This window comes from Amycolatopsis sp. NPDC043889, from assembly GCF_056435645.1.
In genome coordinates this window covers 371,069-387,369 of record NZ_JBWKEC010000003.1, presented here as the reverse complement: position 1 = coordinate 387,369, position 16,301 = coordinate 371,069, and the positions used below count along the sequence as shown (strand labels likewise).

The following is a 16,301-nucleotide window of genomic DNA, read 5'->3' as shown; positions in this document are numbered from 1 at the left end:
GGTGACGCCGGCCGGGTTCGCACGGTCGCGCGGGACGAATTCGAGGTGATCGCCAAGCGCGAAGAGGACCGCATCCGGTTCGGATGACGGTTGAGCCTTTTCCCGTCTTGGCGGGGATCCGGGGCTGCTTTCGAGCACTGCTCCGCGTCCCTCGCGTTCCCTCGTTTCTTCCAGTGAATGGATCTCTTTCTTGAGCACCGCTCTCGGCGCCCCGCCGCGCGCCCGAAACACCCTTGCCCTCGTCGGGCTCTTCGCCGCCGCGTTCCTGGCGATGCTCGACGCCCAAGTCGTCGCGACCGCGCTGCCGCGCATGGTCGGTGAGCTCGGCGGCGCCGCGTCGTTCGCCTGGGTCACCACCGCCTACCTGCTGACGGGCAGCGTCAGCGCGCCCGTCTACGGAAAACTCGGTGACCTCTTCGGCCGCAAGCGCGTCGTGCTCGTCGCGATCGCGCTGTTCGTCCTCGGCTCCCTCGCCTGCGCTCTCGCCCCGACGATGCCGCTGCTGATCGCCGCCCGCGTGCTGCAGGGCATCGGCTCCGGCGGCCTGTTCGTCGCCGTCGCCGCGATCATCGGCGAGCTGTTCCCGGGACGCGAAGGCGCCCGCTACTTCGCCTGGTTCTCGATCTGCTTCGCCGGGTCCTCGCTCGCGGGCCCTGTCGTCGGCGGCGTACTGACCGACCTCGCGGGCTGGCGGTCGATCTTCGGCCTCAACGTGCCGATCGGGCTGGCCGCGTTCGGCGTCGTCGCGAGCTACCTGAGCCTCGAACGACGCCGGACGACCGCACCGTTCGACTTCGCGGGCATCGTCGTCCTGTCGGGCGCGATCGTCGGCCTGACCCTGGCGACGCCGCTGTCGGCCTCGATCGGCGCGGCGCTGCTCGTCGCCTTCCTGCTCGTCGACCGCCGGGCGGCCGAACCGGTCATCCCGCTCCGGCTCTTCCGCTCCCGGATGTTCGGCCTCAGCGTGCTGGCCAGTGCCGCCGCCGGGTTCGTTTTTCTGGGTTCGGTCAACTACCTGGCGCTCTTCCTGCAGACCGCGGGCGACGCCGGGCCCGCGGAAGCCGGACTCCTGCTGCTGCCCATGACCCTCGCGGTCGCCGCGTCGTCGATGGCCGCGGGCCGGGTCATCGCCAAGACCGGCGCCTACCGCTGGGCACCGATCCTCAGCATGGCCCTCGGCCTCGCCGCCGCGCTCGCGATGTCCACGATGGACGAAACGACGCCGTTGCCGATCGTCGTCGCCTATCTCGTCGTGTTCGGCGCGGCGGCCGGGCTCAACATGCAGGTGCTTTCCATGGCGGCCCAGCAGAACGTCGCCAGGACCGATCTCGGCGCGGTTTCGGCGACCGTCGGTTTCCTGCGTTCTCTCGGCACCACGGCCGGGGTGACCGTTTTCGGCGCGGTGTTCACGAACGCCTTCGCCGATGACAGTCCCGCCGGCTACTCCTCCGCACTCAATGGCGTGTTCTGGGCGATGGTCCCCGCTTTGGCCGTCGGCCTCGCCGCTTCCCTCTTCCTGCCGCGCGTTTCGCTGCGGCGCAACCACTAGGGAGTCCTTCGATGATCCTCGTTCTCGGTTCCACCGGCAAAATCGGCCGCGAACTCGTCCCCGCGCTGCTGGGCAGGGGCGCTCGCGTGCGTGCGCTGACGCGCGACCCCGCCCGCGCCCGTATCGATCCGCGTGCCGAGGTCGCCGCCGGTGATCTCGACGCCTTCGATCCTTCGCTGCTCGACGGCGTCGACCGCGTGTTCGTCCTGACCTCCGGGCACGGCTCGGACCCCCTCGCCCAGGAGCGGGCCGTGCTCAAGGCCGCCACCGGCGTCTCGCACATCGTCAAACTCTCCACGACCGGCGTCCACTTCGGACAGACCGACCCCATCTCCCTCGTGCACGCCGAGGCCGAACGGGCCGTGCGCGAAGCCGGGCCGGACTGGACGATCCTGCGTCCCGGCACGTTCATGGACAACCGGTTCGCCTGGCTGCACGCCGTGCGCGGCGACGGGGTCGTCCGCGTCCCCGAAGGCGATCCGGCGTCCGCGCTGGTGCACGTCCGCGACATCGCCGAAGTCGCCGCGACCGTGCTGACCACCAACGGGCACGCGGGCAGGACGTACCCGATCACCGGCGGCGAAGCGCTCACGACGCGGCGGCAGGTCGAGATCCTCGGCGACGCGCTCGGGCGGCCGCTGACGTACGTCGAAGAGCCCGAAGCCGCTTCGCGAGCCAGGATGCTCGGGTACGGCTGGCCCGCTTCGGCGGTCGACGGGATCTTCGAGCTCAAGCGACAGTCGGCCGGGAACGAGGAGATCGTGTTCGGCACCGTCCGCGACCTGCTCGGGCGGGCGCCGCTGACGTTCGCGGACTGGGCTCGGGAGCGCGCCGCCGCCTTCGCCTGACCTGCGGAAAGGGAAGCAAGGGACCTTTGCTACCGCCTGGCTCCCTGTGAGTACATGAAGGCCCCCTTGGGGACCCAGAATCCGTGAAGGCCTCCTTCCCTACCTTCAGGGTAGGGAAGGAGGCCTTCACGGATTTGAAACCCAAGAACGCGCCGAAAGGGTTAATGACTTGGGACGGGCCCGGCGATACGCGATACTCATCAGGCGTTTAATTTTCGCCGGTCCGCTGTCCGGACCACGCGTTGTCCGCCGAGCGGCCCTCTCGCTAACGTGCCGCGTCGGGGAGACAGGGGGAACCGTATGAACGAACGCCTTCGCGTGCTCGTGGTCGACGACCATCCGCTGTTCCGGTTCGGGGTCTGCACCCTGCTCGCCAACGAACCGCTGGTCGACGTGGTCGGAGAGGCCGCGAGCGGCGCGCATGCGATCAGCGCGGCGAGCGCCCTCGATCCCGACGTCGTGGTCATGGACCTGCATTTGCCCGATATCAGCGGCGCCGAAGCGACCCGGCACATCGTCGCCGAACGGCCGGACGTCGGCGTGCTCATGCTGACGATGGCGGACGAGAGTGAATCCGTTTTCTCGGCGATGCGGGCCGGAGCCCGCGGATATCTGCTGAAGGACGCGGAGCCCGACGAAATCATTCGTGCCGTTCACGCCGTCGCGAGGCGCGAAGCGATCTTCGGGCCCGACATCGCGACGCGCGTTCTCGGCTTCTTCAACCACTCGCAGCCGAGAACGGACACGGTGTTCCCGGAACTCACCGTCCGCGAACGAGAGGTCCTCTCGCTCATCGCGGGCGGGCACAGCAACACCGCCATCGCCAGCACTCTCTGCCTCAGCCCGAAAACGGTGCGGAACCATATTTCGAACGTCTTCAGCAAGCTCCACGTCGCGGACCGCGCCGAAGCGATCGTGCGTGCCCGCGAAGCGGGGTTGGGTCGCTGAAAAAGCGACCCCGATAAGGGCGGCTTTTCGGGCAATTCCGGGACCGGAGTCCCATGCGCCCGGGACACCCCACCCGGCAGGGTGAGTAGCGCGGGGGGGTGGGACCCTCGCACCGTTCGAGGGGAATGGGAATCACATGTTCGAACCGAACAGGACACCGGTGGTCGTCCGCGCCACCGATCCGATTTTGCACAACGGCGTCTGCATGACGCTCCGCTCCCGTGACGATGTCTGGCTGGTGGACGGGGAGGCCGCCGACCCGACGATGGTGGCCCTCCTGGTCACCGACCGCCTCGACGAGGCCATGACACAATTGCTGTCCGCACTGCACCACCAAGGGTTCACCCGCATCGTGCTCATCGCGGGTGAAGTCGACGACAACGAGATCCTCAGCGCCATCGAACACGGCGTCTGCGCGGTCGCCCGGCGTTCCGAGGCGGGCGCCGACGTCCTGGTCCGGCTGATCAAGGCGGCCGCGGCCGGGGAAGGCGCGCTGCCGCCCGACCTGCTCGGCAGGCTGCTGCACCGGGTCTCGCGGCTGCAACGCCAGGTGCTGCAGCCGCGCGGCCTGCACTTCGGTGGCATGAGCAGCCGGGAGACCGAGGTGCTCAAGCTGGTCGCGTCGGGATTCTCGACGCAGGAGATCGCCGACCAGCTCTGTTATTCGCAGCGCACGGTGAAGAGCATCCTGCACGACGTGACCAACCGGTTCCAGCTCCGGAACCGCTCGCACGCGGTGGCTTACGCACTGCGTGAGGGATTGATCTGATCCCGTGATCAGTCAGGTCGACGAGGCGTTGTGCCTGCTCATCGCACCTCATCTGCCGGAGGGGACGGTGGTCCGGCTGGATCCGCCGAAACCCACCTGGCAGACCGAAACGCGGGTGTCGAGCGTCGATCTGTTCCTCTTCGCCCTGCACGGCGCCGGCCCGGGAACCGGCGCCGTGCGGGCGAACCGGTGCGAACTGTCCTATTTGGTCACGGCGCGGGCGGACAAGGTCCGGGACGAGCACACCCTGCTCGACCGTTCGCTGCGGATCCTGCTCGGGACGGAGTTCCTCCTGGTCGACGAGCAGCCGTTGCGGATGACTCTCGGGCGCACCGATCCGACCGGACTGTGGGTCAGCCTCGGCCTGCCCGCCCGGGCGGCGTTCGTCGTCACGGTCACGGCGGAGTACCGAGACTGAGCATCGAGGACCGCCGCAGGACCACCCCGCCGATGGACGACAGCTGCCCGCCGAAGAGCTCGCACCATTCGGAGGCCGTCTCGGGCGGGCCGCATTCGCCTGCCCGCCCGGCCCACCCCGCGCGGACTTCGAGGCGGTAGCCGAGGATGCCGGTCAGGGTCAGCCCGTTCCGGCTGGCGCCGACCCCGCACATGCCCCGGTAGAGCCGGGCGTCCGGCGGCCGGAACTCGGCGCTCTGCTGGACGAACCGGTGTCCCGCCGCCCCGGTCACGGTCGCGACCGGGGTGTCGAACCCGCTGACGAACAGCCCCTTCGACAGCAGGTCCAAGGCTTCCGCCTCCATCCGCTCCACCACTCCGGGCGGACGGCGGCACGCGTACAGGGCACCCTCGAAGGACAACCCCACGGTGACCGCCACCTTGCCGATCTCCAGGGTCGCCGCGGCCACCGGACTCACCGGCGGGTGGTACCGGAACGCCGTCGCACGCACCCCCCGACGGTAGGTCCGCGCACTTCCGTGGCCTTGCCCGATCGGGAGAACCTTGGGGAGGTCTTAGCGAGGGACCCGCTCGGCCGGCCAGCGCACCTCGGCCACATCGCCCGGCCGGGGCACCTTCAGGAAGAGGCTGAACACCGCGGGCTGCTTGCTCGACAGCTCCAGCCGTCCACCGTCTGCCTCGATGAGCGCGCGAGCGAGCGCGAGCCCGACGCCGGTCGACCCGCCGCCGGAGAAGCCACGTTCGAAGATGTGCGGCGCCAGCTCGTCGGGCACCCCTGACCCGGTGTCGGCGACCTCGACGACGACAGTGCCTTCCGCGTCGCCGCGCCGGGCGGCGAGCGTGACCGTTCCCGCGCCGTGGCGCAGCGCGTTGTCGAGCAGGACGCCGACGACCTCGCGCAAGCGGCCGGGCGTCGCCCTCGCCCTCAGTCCGTCGGTGACGCGGATCCGCAGATGCCTGCCCTCGGCGCGAAGCAGCTGTCGCCATTCTTCGGAAACCTCGGGGAGCACTTCCGGCAGGTTCACCGGTTCCGCGCCGACCTCGCGCGCCGCCCGCGCGGCGGCCAGCAGTTCGTCGAGGGCCTCGGCGAGCCGGTCGGCCTGTTCCTGCGCGGCCTTCGCCTCGTCGACGACGTCTCGGTCGGAGTGGATGGTGAGCGGTTCGAGCCGCAGCTGCAACGCGGTCAACCGGCTCCGCAGCTGATGGGAGACGTCGCCGACGAGCTGCCGTTCCCGCTGGACGAGCTGGGCGAGCGCCGAACCGGACGCGTCGAGCGCCTCGGCGACCATGTCGAGTTCGCCGACGCCGTAGCGCTTGGGATCCGGCCGGAAGTCGCCGCCGCCGAGTTTGACCGCGCGATCCGCGACGTGTCGCAGCGGTTTCGCGAGCCTTCGCGCGGTCACCGTCGCGACCACCGTGCCGGTGCCGACCGACAGCACGACCAGCAGCACCACCAGTAGGGTGACCTGGGTCTGGCGGGTGCGCATCGGGCCGGCGGGCACGGACAGCTCGACCTCGCCGTGCAACGCGATCGGGGCCCGTTCGGACACCACGTCCGAGCCGGGATCGGAGCCGTAGCGCTTCTCGATCTGCCCTTGCGCGCGGACGGTCAGCAATCCGCCCTGCGGCACGGCGACCCGGACCAGGTCGAGGTTGATCGGCTGGCCGACCGCGATCTCGCTGTCCAGCGTCGCCGCTATCCCACGGGCCGAGGAAGCGAGGTTCTCGCGGTTGAGGTTATCGACCAGCTGCCACGCGGTGATCCCCAGCGGGATGCCCAGCACCGCCGCGGTGACCGCGACGGCGAGCAGGATCGCCAGGAGGATGCGTCGGCGCATGCTATTCCGCGTTGAAGCGGAAGCCGACGCCGCGGACGGTGGCGATTCGCCGTTCGCCGTCGCCGTTACCGCCGGGTTTGCCCGCCCTGCCCGCGGCTTCGTCGGCCGCGATCGCGAGCTTCCGCCTGAGCCACGACATGTGCATGTCGAGGGTCTTCGAGGTCTTCGATTCGAGGTCGTTCCACACCTCGGCGAGGATCTCGTCGCGGCTGACCACCTGACCGGCGCGGCTCATCAGCACCCGGAGCAGCTCGAACTCCTTGTTCGCCAGCTGCACCTCGTGCAGGTCCACGGTGACCATCCGGGCGCCGAGATCCATCCGCACTCCCCCGGCTTCGAGCACGTCGGGGGCCCGGCGGCGGAGCAGCGCGCGGATGCGGGCCAGCAGTTCGGCCAGCCGGAACGGCTTGGCGACGTAGTCGTCGGCGCCGGCGTCGAGCCCGACCACGAAATCGACCTCGTCCGTGCGCGCGGTGAGCATCAGCACCGGCACCTCGGTGCCGCTGGCGCGCAGGCGGCGGCACACTTCGAGCCCGTCCATCCCGGGCAGGCCGAGATCGAGGACCAGCAGGTCCACCCGGTCGCTCCCGGTCGCGTCGAGGGCTGCGGGCCCGTCGCCGACGACCCGCACGTCATAGCCCTCCCGCTGGAGTGCGCGGGAAAGCGGATCGGCGATGGCCGGGTCGTCCTCGGCGAGTAGCACCATGCTCACCTGGCCAACTCTACGACTGCCGGGCGTGAAACCATCGTCACCGTGCCTGGCTACGAGAATGATCTGGAACTCGCCACCCGGCTGGCCGACGCCGCCGACGCCATCACCACCGCCCGGTTCCGCGCGCTCGACCTGGCCGTGGAACGCAAACCCGACCGGACGCCGGTCACCGACGCGGACACCGCCGTCGAAGACGCCATCCGCGCGATCCTCGCCGCGGACCGGCCGGACGACACGGTGCTCGGCGAGGAACGCGGCGGCACCGCGGCGACCGGCCGCGCCTGGGTGCTCGACCCGATCGACGGGACCAAGAACTTCCTGCGCGGTGTCCCGGTCTGGGCGACGCTGATCGCGCTGGTCGAAGATGGCACGCCCGTGGTGGGCATGATCAGCGCGCCGCTGCTCGGCCGCCGCTGGTGGGCCGCCGCCGGCGACGGCGCCTGGATGAGCGACTCCGCCGGGGAACGCCGCATCTCGGTGTCGAAGGTCGCGTCGCTCGAAGCCGCGTATCTGTCCACAACGGACCTGAACTCGTGGGTGGAGTACCACTCCCGCGAGAAGTACCTCGACCTCGTCAACGCGTGCTGGGAGAGCCGCGCGTTCGGCGATTTCTGGCACCACTGTCTGGTCGCCGAGGGCGCGCTCGACGTCACCGCGGAATGCATCGTGAACCCGTGGGACGTCGCCGCGGCCCAGGTGCTGATCACCGAAGCCGGTGGCCGGTTCAGCGATCTGAACGGCGAAGGGCGCTACGACAACGGCTCAGCGCTTTCGACGAACGGCCTGCTCCACGACGAAGTCTTGGCGATCCTGAAGCGCTGAACGCGGGGTGTCACTGCGCGCCGGGCAGAAGGCCGACGGCGCCGCGCGCGACCTGCGACCACGCGAGACGGCCGAAGAGGTAGTGGCAGGCGACCTGTTCGGTGGTGAACCGGGCCCAGTCGTACCGGTTGCCCTGCTCACGCCAGAAGACCTCCCAGGCGGGCTCGGCGCCTTCCTCCTCGGCACGCATGAGGCACCACGCGTTGTCCGTCTCCGCGCCGACCGACACCACTTCGGGTGGCACACCCAATGCGGCCAGCCACCGCAGGATCGTCCCCGTGTTCACCGAACCTCCCCCGTGACGTCCGCCAGGAAGCCCAGCGTGACGAGTTCATCGGCGCCCAGCACCGTGCGGAAGCGCACCCCGCCGCCGGGCTGGCCGAACCAGCCGGCGGTCACCGAGCGCCAGACCGGCAGCGCCCGCACGACGCGGTAACGCCGGTACGAGGTGACCTGATCAGATGGCAGCGAGCGCATCGAAAACAAGGTCGCGTCCTCGGCGAACACCCGGCCGTGCTGATCCCCGAAGCGGTCGAGATGGGTGCCCGCCTCGAGCATCACCGGCCTCGCCGGATCGGCGTCCTCCGGCCACAGGTAGCCCGTTCCGGTCACGAAACGCGCTTTCCAGTCCTCTTGGGACATTCCGCCCCACGGATCGTGGCCCCTGGTCAACTCCGCCGGGGGCGCGACGCCCGGAGCCGTCGGCGAACGCCGGAAACCGCTGCTGACGTGGGACAACGCGTCCAGGTCGTCGAGCACGTCCGCCTCGGGATGGTCCTGCGGGCCGGAACCGCCCTCGGGGAGCGGCAACTGGCGCGCGGGTTTCCCCATCGCGACCGGCAGATGACCGATGGGGAACATGTGCACCAGAAACAGCGCGATCACGCTCTCCCGCTCGGTCCGCAAGGCCCCCATGGGCGGCGGAACGACGGGCTGGGGCGGAAACGGCACTCGCAGCGGCGCCACCGCGGGCGGCCACGGCGAAGGCGCGTACGGAGCGCGCGCCCCGTGCGGCGGGGTCGGGGCGTCGTACTCGGCAGGCAGCCGGATCGGGCCCGTTCCGGCCTCGCTCGGATCGGTCACCGCACCTCCACCAAGGAATCGGACCCCACCGGTGAACGGGGGAGGCAGCGGACAGGACGCGTTACGACCTTAGCGCCGACCGGCGTTCGACGAGTTCGAAACCCGCCTTCGCGAACGTGCTCACCGTGCCGTGGTACAGATCCGCGCCCGGTCGCTTCCCCAGTACCTCGACGGGGTAACCCTCGACGACGCGCGCCCCACGCCCGGCCGCGAAGTCGACCGCCGCCCGCAGCAAGGCAGTGGAAAGGTCTCGTCCGTGAGTTCCGCGAACCTCATCCGGCGAGCGCGTTGACCACCCGGGACGGGCTCGGCCTGCCCAGTTTCCCGGCCATCCACTTGCTCGCCGCGACCAGCGCGTCGAGGTCGACACCGGTTTCGACGCCGAGACCGTCGAGCATCCACACGAGGTCTTCGGTGGCGAGGTTCCCGGTGGCGGATTCGGCGTACGGGCAGCCGCCGAGCCCACCGGCGGAGGAGTCCACAGTGGACACGCCGCAGCGGAGGGCGGCCAGCGTGTTGGCGAGCGCCTGGCCGTAGGTGTCGTGGAAATGGACGGCCAGGGTGCCGACGTCGGCGAACTGCCCGATCAGCGCCTCGACCTGGCCCGCGGTGGCGACGCCGATGGTGTCGCCGAGCGAGAGCTGCGAGCAGCCGAGGTCGAGGAGCCGTTTACCCACCCCGGCGACCTGCGCGGCCGGGACGGCGCCTTCCCACGGGTCGCCGAAGCACATCGACACGTACCCGCGGACGTCGAGACCTTCGGCCCGCGCCCTGGTGACGACCGGTTCGAACATCGCGAACTGGTCGTCCACCGTCGAGTTGAGGTTCTTCTTGGCGAAGGTTTCGGTGGCGCTGGCGAAGATCGCGATATGCGAGACCCCGGCTTCCAGCGCCCTGTCCAGTCCGCGTTCGTTCGGGACGAGCACTGGGTACCGGACGCCTTCGCGCTTTTCGAGCCCGGCCAGGAGCTGCTCGGCGTCGGCCAGCTGCGGCACCCATTTCGGGCTCACGAAACTGGTCGACTCGAGCGTGGTCAGCCCGGCGCCCGCGAGCTTGTCCAGGAACTCGAGTTTGACCTCGACCGGGACGATCGACTTCTCGTTCTGGAGACCGTCACGCGGACCGACCTCCCAGATCGTCACCCGCTCCGGCAACGCGGCGGCCGACGGGACGCGGTCGGGCAGCCCCAGTTCTCGCGTGCCCATCAGCGGCGCCGGTTTCCGCGCGGCGGGTGCCCCTGCGGCGGAAGCGGCTCGGTCTGCTGCGGCGCACCCGGCGCGAAGTCGTCGTACGGGTTGTCGTTGACTTCGCGGTAGATGACCGTGTGCACCCGCTCGACCTTGGGGATGTCGTCGAACTTCAGCGGTTCGTCCGAGGCGGACTCGATCACCAGCGTGCCGCAGCCGAACACGCGGTCCAGCAGCCCATGCTCGAACTGGACGCTGTTGATCCGCGACAGCGGGATGTCGATCCCGGTCCGCTTCAGCACACCCTCGCGGGCGATCAGCCGGTCCGTGGTCACGATGAAATGCGTCGTGCGCCAGCGGACGAACGGCGCCAGGAAGAGCCAGACGACGAGACCGAGCCCGACCGCGGCGATCGCGATCTCGGAGATCAGGTCCCACGGGGCCGTCGCGTCCTTCGCGACGACGGCCAGCCAAATCCCCACGCCGAGCGTGATGATCAGCGCGAGGAACGGGAAGATCAGCATCTTGAAATGCGGGTGACTGTGCACCACGACGTGCTCGTTTTCGCTGAGCAAATCGTCCGGATAGGCCACGACGGACGCTCCCAAAGTGTGTTCGGCGCTGGTGAGCTCACCGTACCGGCGAACGGTCCCGGCGGAAGAGGAGACGCCGGAAATCGAGACGCACGGATCAGGCCTTGGCCGGGCGCACGTGGACGACGTCGCCGGCGAACACCGTGTACCGCTCACCACCCGGAACGTCGACCTGGAGCTGGCCGGCGGGATCGATGTCGGCGGCGCGTCCGGTCAGCGCCGAGCCGTCGGGCAGCTGGACCTCGACGTCCTGGCCCAGCGTGGCGCAGTGCCGTCGATAGTCCCCGAGCAGACCGGCCTCGGCCAGTGACCCGCCGGCGAGCCGCCAGCGGCGTTCGAGTTCGTCGAAACCGGTGAGCAGCCGCGAGGCGATCTCGGCGCGATCGGTCTCCGTCGCGCCCTGCTCGGCCAGCGAGGTCGGGGGCAGACCGCCGGGCCCGGCCGGGACGTTCTCGCCGAGCGGCAGCACGTTCAGGCCGATGCCGAGGATCACGGTGGTGTCGTCGCCGGCGACGGCCTCCGCCAGGATGCCCGCGCATTTGGCGCGCTCAGGACCGGCGAGGACGTCGTTCGGCCACTTGAGGACGGCGTCGACGCCGAGGCCCGCGGCGACCTCCCGGACCGCGAGGCCCGCGACCACGGAAAGTGAACCCAAATTGGCGAACGGAACGCCGCCGGGACGCAGCAGGACACTGACGTAGAGGCCCGATCCCTTCGGCGAGGCCCACTGCCGCGCGCGGCGGCCGACCCCGGCCGTCTGCTCTTCGGCGATCAGCACGGTGCGGTCTTCGGCACCCTTCGCGGCGGCTTCCCGCAGGTCAGCGTTGGTGGACCCGGTGCTCGAAACGACCTGGATCGCGGTGTACCGGCCGGACAGCGTGGCACTCAGGCGCCCGGCGTCGAGCGCTCCCGTCTCACTCATTCGTCCAGAATATGAGAGTCCCCCTAACGTGCAAGGCGTTCGCTCGTTACGCAGAGGTGGTCTCCAATAACCTGGACGGCGTGACTGAGCCCGACCCGGCCCCGAGCGCGCCCGAAACCAGCCGGAAGAAGTCGTGGGCGCACGGCGTGGCGATGCGCGGCCTGGTCGCCCTCCCCCTGGTCGCGGGGCTCGCGACGGCGGGCTGGCTGCTCGCGGGCGGCAACGATCCCGCACCCGCCGACGGGCGCCAGCCGATTTCCGTTCCCGCCGCCAAGCAGGACCCGGCCACCGTCGGCGGCGGCGCGGGTCCGTCGGTGCTCGAAGTCAGCGCGCCGGTGAAGGCGCAGGAGACGCCGAAGGGCGCCCGGCCGCTCGAAGAGTGGGCCGACAAGCTCGCCGGGGCGCTCGACATCCCGGCGAAGTCGCTCATGGGGTACGCGAACGGCGAACTGGCGCTGCGCGGCGAGCAGCCGAAGTGTCACCTGTCCTGGGTCACCCTCGCCGGGATCGGCGCGGCGAGCTCGAACCACGGACGCGGCGGCGACAACCCCCTCGGCCTGTCGGCGCAGCAATGGAATAAGCACGGCGCGTCGATCCCCGGTATCGCGAAACCCGCGCTCACCGATCCCGACTCCGCCTCGGTCGCCGCCGGCCGCGCCCTGTGCGCTTCCGGGGCCGACCTCGGCGGCGGCAACGGCTGGTGGAAGGCCATCGCCGGCTACCAGGGCGGCAAGGGCAACGACGCCGAACTGTTCCGCCAGCGCGTCCTGGGCAACGCCCAGCTGTACGCGACCCTGTCCCTCGACCCGGCACGTTCCGGCAGCCCCGCCGTGAAGGCGACCCGGTTCGCCCTCGGCCAGCTGGGCCTCCCGTACGTGTGGGGCGGCAACGGCCCCGAGGCGGGCGCGGCGGGCTTCGACTGCTCCGGCCTGACCAAGAAGTCCTACGACGAAGCCGGGATCTCGCTCCCGCGGACCGCGGACACCCAGTTCCGGGCGCTGCCGCAGGTGTCCGGCGAGCCGAAGCTCGGGGACCTCGTGTTCTACGGGAACCCGGCGACGCGCATCCACCACGTCGGGCTGTACCTCGGGAACGGGCTGATGATCAACGCGCCCACCGAGGGCCAGGCGATCCAGATCCACACGTATCGCTCGAAGGGCGACGACTACACCGGCGCCGGACGGCCCGCGGCCTGAACCGGCCAACCACCCCTGGCCCCGGCACCGACGGTTACCGTGGCGACCATGCGTTCGATCGAGTTCCGCAGGATCTCCACGAGACCGGCCGAGCGGGAAACGTCGCTTCGATTCCTGATCGACGGCGTTTCTTTTCTGGAGCTGGTGCGCGAAGCCGAACTTCCCGGCGCGCTCGCGGAACAGAAGGAGCGCATCGAGGAATTCCCGTCGGAGCCCGCCCCCTTGCTCGCCGGGGATTACGCTCCCTCGACGAGCCTTTCCGCCGAGCACCTACTCGGCGGAGCGCCGGATCGCGTCCCGCACGGCGTCGAAGACGACGAACACCTCTTGCTGGGGTGCACCTGCGGTATCGACGACTGCTGGGCGCTGGTGGCGAAGATCGCGACCGGCGAGGACACGGTGACGTGGTCGGATCTGCGTAATACGTACCGGGACTGGGACTACGGCAGCATCGGTGATCTGACGTTCTCGCGGCAGGACTACGAGAGGTCGCTTCGCGCCGCTTTCGGCGCCGGATGATGCTCGTGGGGCCAGCGCAGCCGGTGGACGGCGGGCATCGGCATGTCCCGGGAGAACGGCCAGCCGATCCCCTGCCGCACCCCGGCCAACAGGCGGGACACGAAGGTTCCGTGACTGCCCACCAGCACGACACCGCCGTCATACTCCTCCGCGAGCCGAGCGACGGCGGCCATCGCGCGTGCCGTCAGCTGCCGCAGGCTCTCGGCGCCCGGCCGCGCGAAATCCGGATCCGCCCAGCTGCGCTCGTAGTGCCCGGCGTAGTCCGGTGTCGGCTCCAAGCCCGAGTCCCACTCGCGTAGCTCCCAGCGTGTCGTGACTTCGAGCCCGGCCTTCCTTGCCGCGGGCTCGACCGTCGCGACCGCTCGCCGGTACGGACTCGACACGACCGCCGTCGGCTTCATCGCGGCGAGCTCGTGCGCGAGCAGTTCCGCGGCCGCCACGCCCGCCGCGGTCAGTGACCGCTCCGGGTCGTCGGGCTTTCCCGGCGAAGGCGGAACGGACTCGGCGTGCCGGATCAGGACGACGTCGCAGCTCACGCGCGCTCGGCCAGCCAGTCGAGCGCGGCCTCCCCGTGACGGAGGACCGAGACGTGCCCGTCCTCGGGAAAGACGCGCGACTCGGCCGTGGCGCACTGCCGGGTCAGCCATTCGCCGTGCGCGACCGGCACGATCCGATCCGCGCCACCGTGCAGGTTCAGAACGGGGGCCTGGACGTCGGACGGCCGGAAGCCCCACGGCGCGACGTACGCGAGATCGTCGTCGATCAACGCGCCGGGTCCGCCCTCGACCGCAGGACCGACCACGTCGAGCACCCAGTTCCAGTCACCCGCCAGGGCCGCGTGATCCGCCGGGGTGAACATCTCGGCGTCGTATTCGGCGGTCGCCTCGTACCGCTCCTTTTCCTCCCGGCCGGCCACGGCTGCCCTCAAGGAGCCGGCTCCCGCCGCGCCCATCCCCGCGAACCAGTCCAGCCCCTCGGCGTCGTACGGAGCCAGACTCGCGACACAGACCATCGCCGTCACCCGTTCCGGCAACAGGGCCGCGCACGCGAACGCGTGCGGTCCGCCTCCGGAATGCCCGAAGACCGCGAACCGCTCGATCTCCAGGGCGTCGGCGATCTTCTCGACGTCCGACGCCGCCGACGCGACGTCCCGGCCGGGCCGCGGCGAGGAACCGCCGTAACCGGGCCGGTCGTAGGAGACCCACCGCAGCCCGAGCCGCTCGGCCGCCGCGAACAGCGGGACCGGCGGGGCGCCGATGTTCGGGGTGCCGTGGTGCCAGAAGACCACCGGACCGGCCACGCCCGTGTCGTAGGTGTGCAGTGTGGTCCCGTTCCCCAGGTCCACGTCGGACTCGTTCACCATGGTCCGAGCGTAGGGCACCCTGGAGCCATGTCCCGCTATCACGAGATCAAGCATCGCGTGGCCACCACCTTTCAACGCCACGTCGGCAACCCCATCCTCGTCCGCCTGCCCGCACAGCCGATCCTGGAGACCACCGGCCGCAGGTCCGGGGAGCCCCGGCGGACGCCGATCGGTGGCCGCCGGGTGGGCCGCTCGTTCTGGATCGTCTCGGAGTTCGGCGAGAAGTCGCAGTACGTCCGCAACATCCAGGCCGATCCGCGGGTCCGGGTGCGGCTCAAGGGCCGGTGGCACACCGGCACGGCGCGCCTGCTCCCCGAAGACGACCCCCGCGCCCGGCTGAAGACCCTGCCCACGGTCAACAGTGCCGCCGTGCGGGCGATCGGCACGAACCTCCTCACCATCCGGGTCGATCTCGACGACTGAACGTTTGCCTTGACGCCAAGGGCAAGGTTTACGCTCGCTCCATGCGGATCGGCGAACTCGCCGCGCGCACCGGAACCACCACCCGCGCGCTGCGTTTCTATGAGTCACAAGGGCTTCTCGACGCACGGCGCGCGTCGAACGGCTACCGGGAGTACGACGAGGACGACTACCGTCTGGTGAACGAGATCCTGACCCTGCAAGCGGTCGGGCTCAGCCTCGAAGACACCAGGCCGTTCGTCGAATGCCTGCGCGCCGGGCACGAGACCGGCGACTCGTGCGCCGATTCGATCGAGGTCTACCAACGCAAACTCGCCGAGGTGGACGCCTGTCTGGCCAGGCTCAACGACGTGCGGGAAAGCCTGCTGACCAAGCTGGCGGGCGCGCTGAAAACGCCGCCGGGACCGTGCGTCGTCGTGCCGCGAAACGAGGAGGCCTGAATGTCCCTGCCCGTCGTCACCGACGAAACCTTCCCAGAGCTCGTCCTGGATCAGGACACGCCCGTCCTGGTGGACTTCTGGGCGCAATGGTGCCCGCCCTGCCACATGATCGCGCCGGTGCTCGAGCAGATCGCCGAAGAGCGAGCGGGCTCGCTGCTCATCCGCAAGCTCAATTCCGACGAAAACCCGCTCACGGCTAGGAATTATCAGGTCATGTCGCTGCCGACGCTGATCCTCTTCCGGGGCGGGAGTCCAGTGTGGACGACCGTCGGGGCACGGCCGAAGGCCAAGCTGCTGGCCGACCTGGACGCCGCTCTGCAGCCCGCCCTCTCTTGAGTGGTGCGGCAGGGCAAATGTGGCGGGTCGGCAGCGTGCCACCTCGCCACGGGTATCAGGCGCGCACATAACGGTCCACAAGGGACTCCTTGACCGGGTTCCGACGCCCGTTTTGGGTACTTTGCGTAGTATCACGCGGCGGTCGTGAGTGGCAAGGGTCATTCTATTGAGGGGCAAGGCAAACGTGGCGGGTTGTGGACGCCTGCCGCGCAGGCCTTTCGCTGACTTCAAGGCAAGTTTCTCGACCGGCCGGGTCTTTGATGTCCACATAGGTCACCGTTCGGTCAGCGCACGCCTGCTTCATGCCTGTATGTCCGGTTTCGCGGGGAGTCGTGAGTG

22 protein-coding genes are annotated in these 16,301 nt (G+C 70.0%); 11 read left to right on the top strand and 11 right to left on the bottom strand.

Annotated elements, in window-relative coordinates:
- Positions 1-190 precede the first annotated feature (190 nt).
- The 5 genes from AC0685_RS09910 (at position 191) to AC0685_RS09890 (ending at position 4,532) form a co-directional block, all read left to right on the top strand.
- Positions 191-1,549 (top strand): MFS transporter, encoded by a 1,359-nt coding sequence (locus tag AC0685_RS09910; RefSeq protein WP_478225176.1) that lies wholly within the window; start codon positions 191-193, stop codon positions 1,547-1,549.
- An 11-nt stretch (positions 1,550-1,560) separates the two neighbouring features.
- Positions 1,561-2,397, top strand: a complete 837-nt coding sequence (locus tag AC0685_RS09905; RefSeq protein ID WP_478225175.1) for an NAD(P)H-binding protein — start codon at positions 1,561-1,563, stop codon at positions 2,395-2,397.
- Positions 2,398-2,697: 300 nt separating this feature from the next.
- Positions 2,698-3,345: a response regulator gene (locus AC0685_RS09900; RefSeq protein WP_478225174.1), complete on the top strand. Its 648-nt coding sequence runs from the start codon at positions 2,698-2,700 to the stop codon at positions 3,343-3,345.
- Between the two features lie 136 nt (positions 3,346-3,481).
- Positions 3,482-4,114: a helix-turn-helix transcriptional regulator gene (locus tag AC0685_RS09895; RefSeq protein ID WP_340684524.1), complete on the top strand. Its 633-nt coding sequence runs from the start codon at positions 3,482-3,484 to the stop codon at positions 4,112-4,114.
- Between the two features lie 4 nt (positions 4,115-4,118).
- Entirely contained in the window at positions 4,119-4,532 is a 414-nt protein-coding gene (locus AC0685_RS09890) for a Pvc16 family protein (protein WP_478225173.1), read from the top strand.
- On the opposite strand, the gene AC0685_RS09885 is transcribed toward AC0685_RS09890, so the two are convergent.
- The 3 genes from AC0685_RS09885 to AC0685_RS09875 form a co-directional block, all read right to left on the bottom strand.
- Positions 4,510-5,022: a hypothetical protein gene (locus tag AC0685_RS09885; protein WP_478225172.1), complete on the bottom strand. Its 513-nt coding sequence runs from the start codon at positions 5,020-5,022 to the stop codon at positions 4,510-4,512. The genes AC0685_RS09890 and AC0685_RS09885 overlap by 23 nt on opposite strands.
- Before the next feature lie 63 nt (positions 5,023-5,085).
- Positions 5,086-6,369: an ATP-binding protein gene (locus tag AC0685_RS09880; protein WP_478225171.1), complete on the bottom strand. Its 1,284-nt coding sequence runs from the start codon at positions 6,367-6,369 to the stop codon at positions 5,086-5,088.
- 1 nt (position 6,370) lies between these two features.
- On the bottom strand, positions 6,371-7,075 hold the full coding sequence (locus AC0685_RS09875; RefSeq protein WP_478225238.1) for a response regulator transcription factor: 705 nt from the start codon (positions 7,073-7,075) through the stop codon (positions 6,371-6,373).
- Positions 7,076-7,114: 39 nt separating this feature from the next.
- On the opposite strand from AC0685_RS09875, the gene hisN reads away from it, so the two are divergent.
- Complete coding sequence (hisN, locus tag AC0685_RS09870) at positions 7,115-7,903, top strand: histidinol-phosphatase (RefSeq protein ID WP_478225237.1); 789 nt, start codon at positions 7,115-7,117, stop codon at positions 7,901-7,903.
- 10 nt (positions 7,904-7,913) lie between these two features.
- Here the strand turns inward: hisN and AC0685_RS09865 are convergent, their stop codons facing one another.
- The 6 genes from AC0685_RS09865 to AC0685_RS09840 form a co-directional block, all read right to left on the bottom strand.
- Entirely contained in the window at positions 7,914-8,189 is a 276-nt protein-coding gene (locus AC0685_RS09865) for a hypothetical protein (protein ID WP_478225170.1), read from the bottom strand.
- On the bottom strand, positions 8,186-8,986 hold the full coding sequence (locus AC0685_RS09860; RefSeq protein WP_478225169.1) for a TNT domain-containing protein: 801 nt from the start codon (positions 8,984-8,986) through the stop codon (positions 8,186-8,188). The genes AC0685_RS09865 and AC0685_RS09860 overlap by 4 nt, the downstream gene beginning before the upstream one ends.
- A gap of 61 nt (positions 8,987-9,047) precedes the next feature.
- Complete coding sequence (locus AC0685_RS09855; RefSeq protein WP_478225168.1) at positions 9,048-9,221, bottom strand: hypothetical protein; 174 nt, start codon at positions 9,219-9,221, stop codon at positions 9,048-9,050.
- Positions 9,222-9,258: 37 nt separating this feature from the next.
- Positions 9,259-10,191 carry a hydroxymethylglutaryl-CoA lyase gene (locus AC0685_RS09850; RefSeq protein WP_478225167.1) on the bottom strand — a complete coding sequence of 311 codons (933 nt, stop codon included), beginning with the start codon at positions 10,189-10,191 and terminating at the stop codon, positions 9,259-9,261.
- A complete protein-coding gene (locus AC0685_RS09845; protein ID WP_478225166.1) occupies positions 10,191-10,766 on the bottom strand; it encodes a PH domain-containing protein in 576 nt (191 codons plus the stop codon). The genes AC0685_RS09850 and AC0685_RS09845 overlap by 1 nt, the downstream gene beginning before the upstream one ends.
- Positions 10,767-10,863: 97 nt before the next feature.
- Positions 10,864-11,688, bottom strand: coding sequence for a biotin--[acetyl-CoA-carboxylase] ligase (locus AC0685_RS09840; RefSeq protein WP_478225165.1), 825 nt, complete (start codon positions 11,686-11,688; stop codon positions 10,864-10,866).
- An 80-nt stretch (positions 11,689-11,768) separates the two neighbouring features.
- Here AC0685_RS09840 and AC0685_RS09835 point away from each other — a divergent pair, with 80 nt between their 5' ends.
- The gene (locus AC0685_RS09835) at positions 11,769-12,884 is read left to right on the top strand and encodes a C40 family peptidase (protein ID WP_478225164.1); all 1,116 of its coding nucleotides are present in this window, start codon (positions 11,769-11,771) and stop codon (positions 12,882-12,884) included.
- 48 nt (positions 12,885-12,932) lie between these two features.
- Complete coding sequence (locus AC0685_RS09830; protein ID WP_478225163.1) at positions 12,933-13,403, top strand: hypothetical protein; 471 nt, start codon at positions 12,933-12,935, stop codon at positions 13,401-13,403.
- On the opposite strand, the gene AC0685_RS09825 is transcribed toward AC0685_RS09830, so the two are convergent.
- Together AC0685_RS09825 and AC0685_RS09820 are read right to left on the bottom strand one after the other, a co-directional pair.
- A complete protein-coding gene (locus AC0685_RS09825) occupies positions 13,364-13,939 on the bottom strand; it encodes a histidine phosphatase family protein (RefSeq protein ID WP_478225162.1) in 576 nt (191 codons plus the stop codon). The genes AC0685_RS09830 and AC0685_RS09825 overlap by 40 nt on opposite strands.
- Positions 13,936-14,766 (bottom strand): alpha/beta fold hydrolase, encoded by an 831-nt coding sequence (locus AC0685_RS09820; RefSeq protein WP_478225161.1) that lies wholly within the window; start codon positions 14,764-14,766, stop codon positions 13,936-13,938. Before AC0685_RS09820 ends, AC0685_RS09825 begins: the two co-directional genes overlap by 4 nt.
- A 27-nt stretch (positions 14,767-14,793) precedes the next feature.
- Between AC0685_RS09820 and AC0685_RS09815 the strand changes: the two genes are divergently transcribed.
- The 3 genes from AC0685_RS09815 to trxA are packed head-to-tail and all read left to right on the top strand — an operon-like array spanning position 14,794 to position 15,962.
- Complete coding sequence (locus AC0685_RS09815; protein ID WP_478225160.1) at positions 14,794-15,189, top strand: nitroreductase/quinone reductase family protein; 396 nt, start codon at positions 14,794-14,796, stop codon at positions 15,187-15,189.
- 41 nt (positions 15,190-15,230) lie between these two features.
- A complete protein-coding gene (locus AC0685_RS09810; RefSeq protein ID WP_192746662.1) occupies positions 15,231-15,626 on the top strand; it encodes a MerR family transcriptional regulator in 396 nt (131 codons plus the stop codon).
- Entirely contained in the window at positions 15,627-15,962 is a 336-nt protein-coding gene (trxA, locus tag AC0685_RS09805; protein WP_478225159.1) for a thioredoxin, read from the top strand.
- The last annotated feature ends 339 nt before the right edge of the window (positions 15,963-16,301 follow it).

Coding starts and splice junctions, on each gene's coding strand:
- AC0685_RS09840 (WP_478225165.1), bottom strand. CDS start 11,688: ATGAGTGAGACGGGAGCGCTCGACGCCGGGCGCCTGAGTGCCACGCTG.
- AC0685_RS09850 (WP_478225167.1), bottom strand. CDS start 10,191: ATGGGCACGCGAGAACTGGGGCTGCCCGACCGCGTCCCGTCGGCCGCC.
- AC0685_RS09905 (WP_478225175.1), top strand. CDS start 1,561: ATGATCCTCGTTCTCGGTTCCACCGGCAAAATCGGCCGCGAACTCGTC.
- AC0685_RS09815 (WP_478225160.1), top strand. CDS start 14,794: ATGTCCCGCTATCACGAGATCAAGCATCGCGTGGCCACCACCTTTCAA.
- AC0685_RS09820 (WP_478225161.1), bottom strand. CDS start 14,766: ATGGTGAACGAGTCCGACGTGGACCTGGGGAACGGGACCACACTGCAC.
- AC0685_RS09875 (WP_478225238.1), bottom strand. CDS start 7,075: ATGGTGCTACTCGCCGAGGACGACCCGGCCATCGCCGATCCGCTTTCC.
- AC0685_RS09830 (WP_478225163.1), top strand. CDS start 12,933: ATGCGTTCGATCGAGTTCCGCAGGATCTCCACGAGACCGGCCGAGCGG.
- AC0685_RS09810 (WP_192746662.1), top strand. CDS start 15,231: ATGCGGATCGGCGAACTCGCCGCGCGCACCGGAACCACCACCCGCGCG.
- AC0685_RS09880 (WP_478225171.1), bottom strand. CDS start 6,369: ATGCGCCGACGCATCCTCCTGGCGATCCTGCTCGCCGTCGCGGTCACC.
- trxA (WP_478225159.1), top strand. CDS start 15,627: ATGTCCCTGCCCGTCGTCACCGACGAAACCTTCCCAGAGCTCGTCCTG.
- AC0685_RS09900 (WP_478225174.1), top strand. CDS start 2,698: ATGAACGAACGCCTTCGCGTGCTCGTGGTCGACGACCATCCGCTGTTC.
- AC0685_RS09895 (WP_340684524.1), top strand. CDS start 3,482: ATGTTCGAACCGAACAGGACACCGGTGGTCGTCCGCGCCACCGATCCG.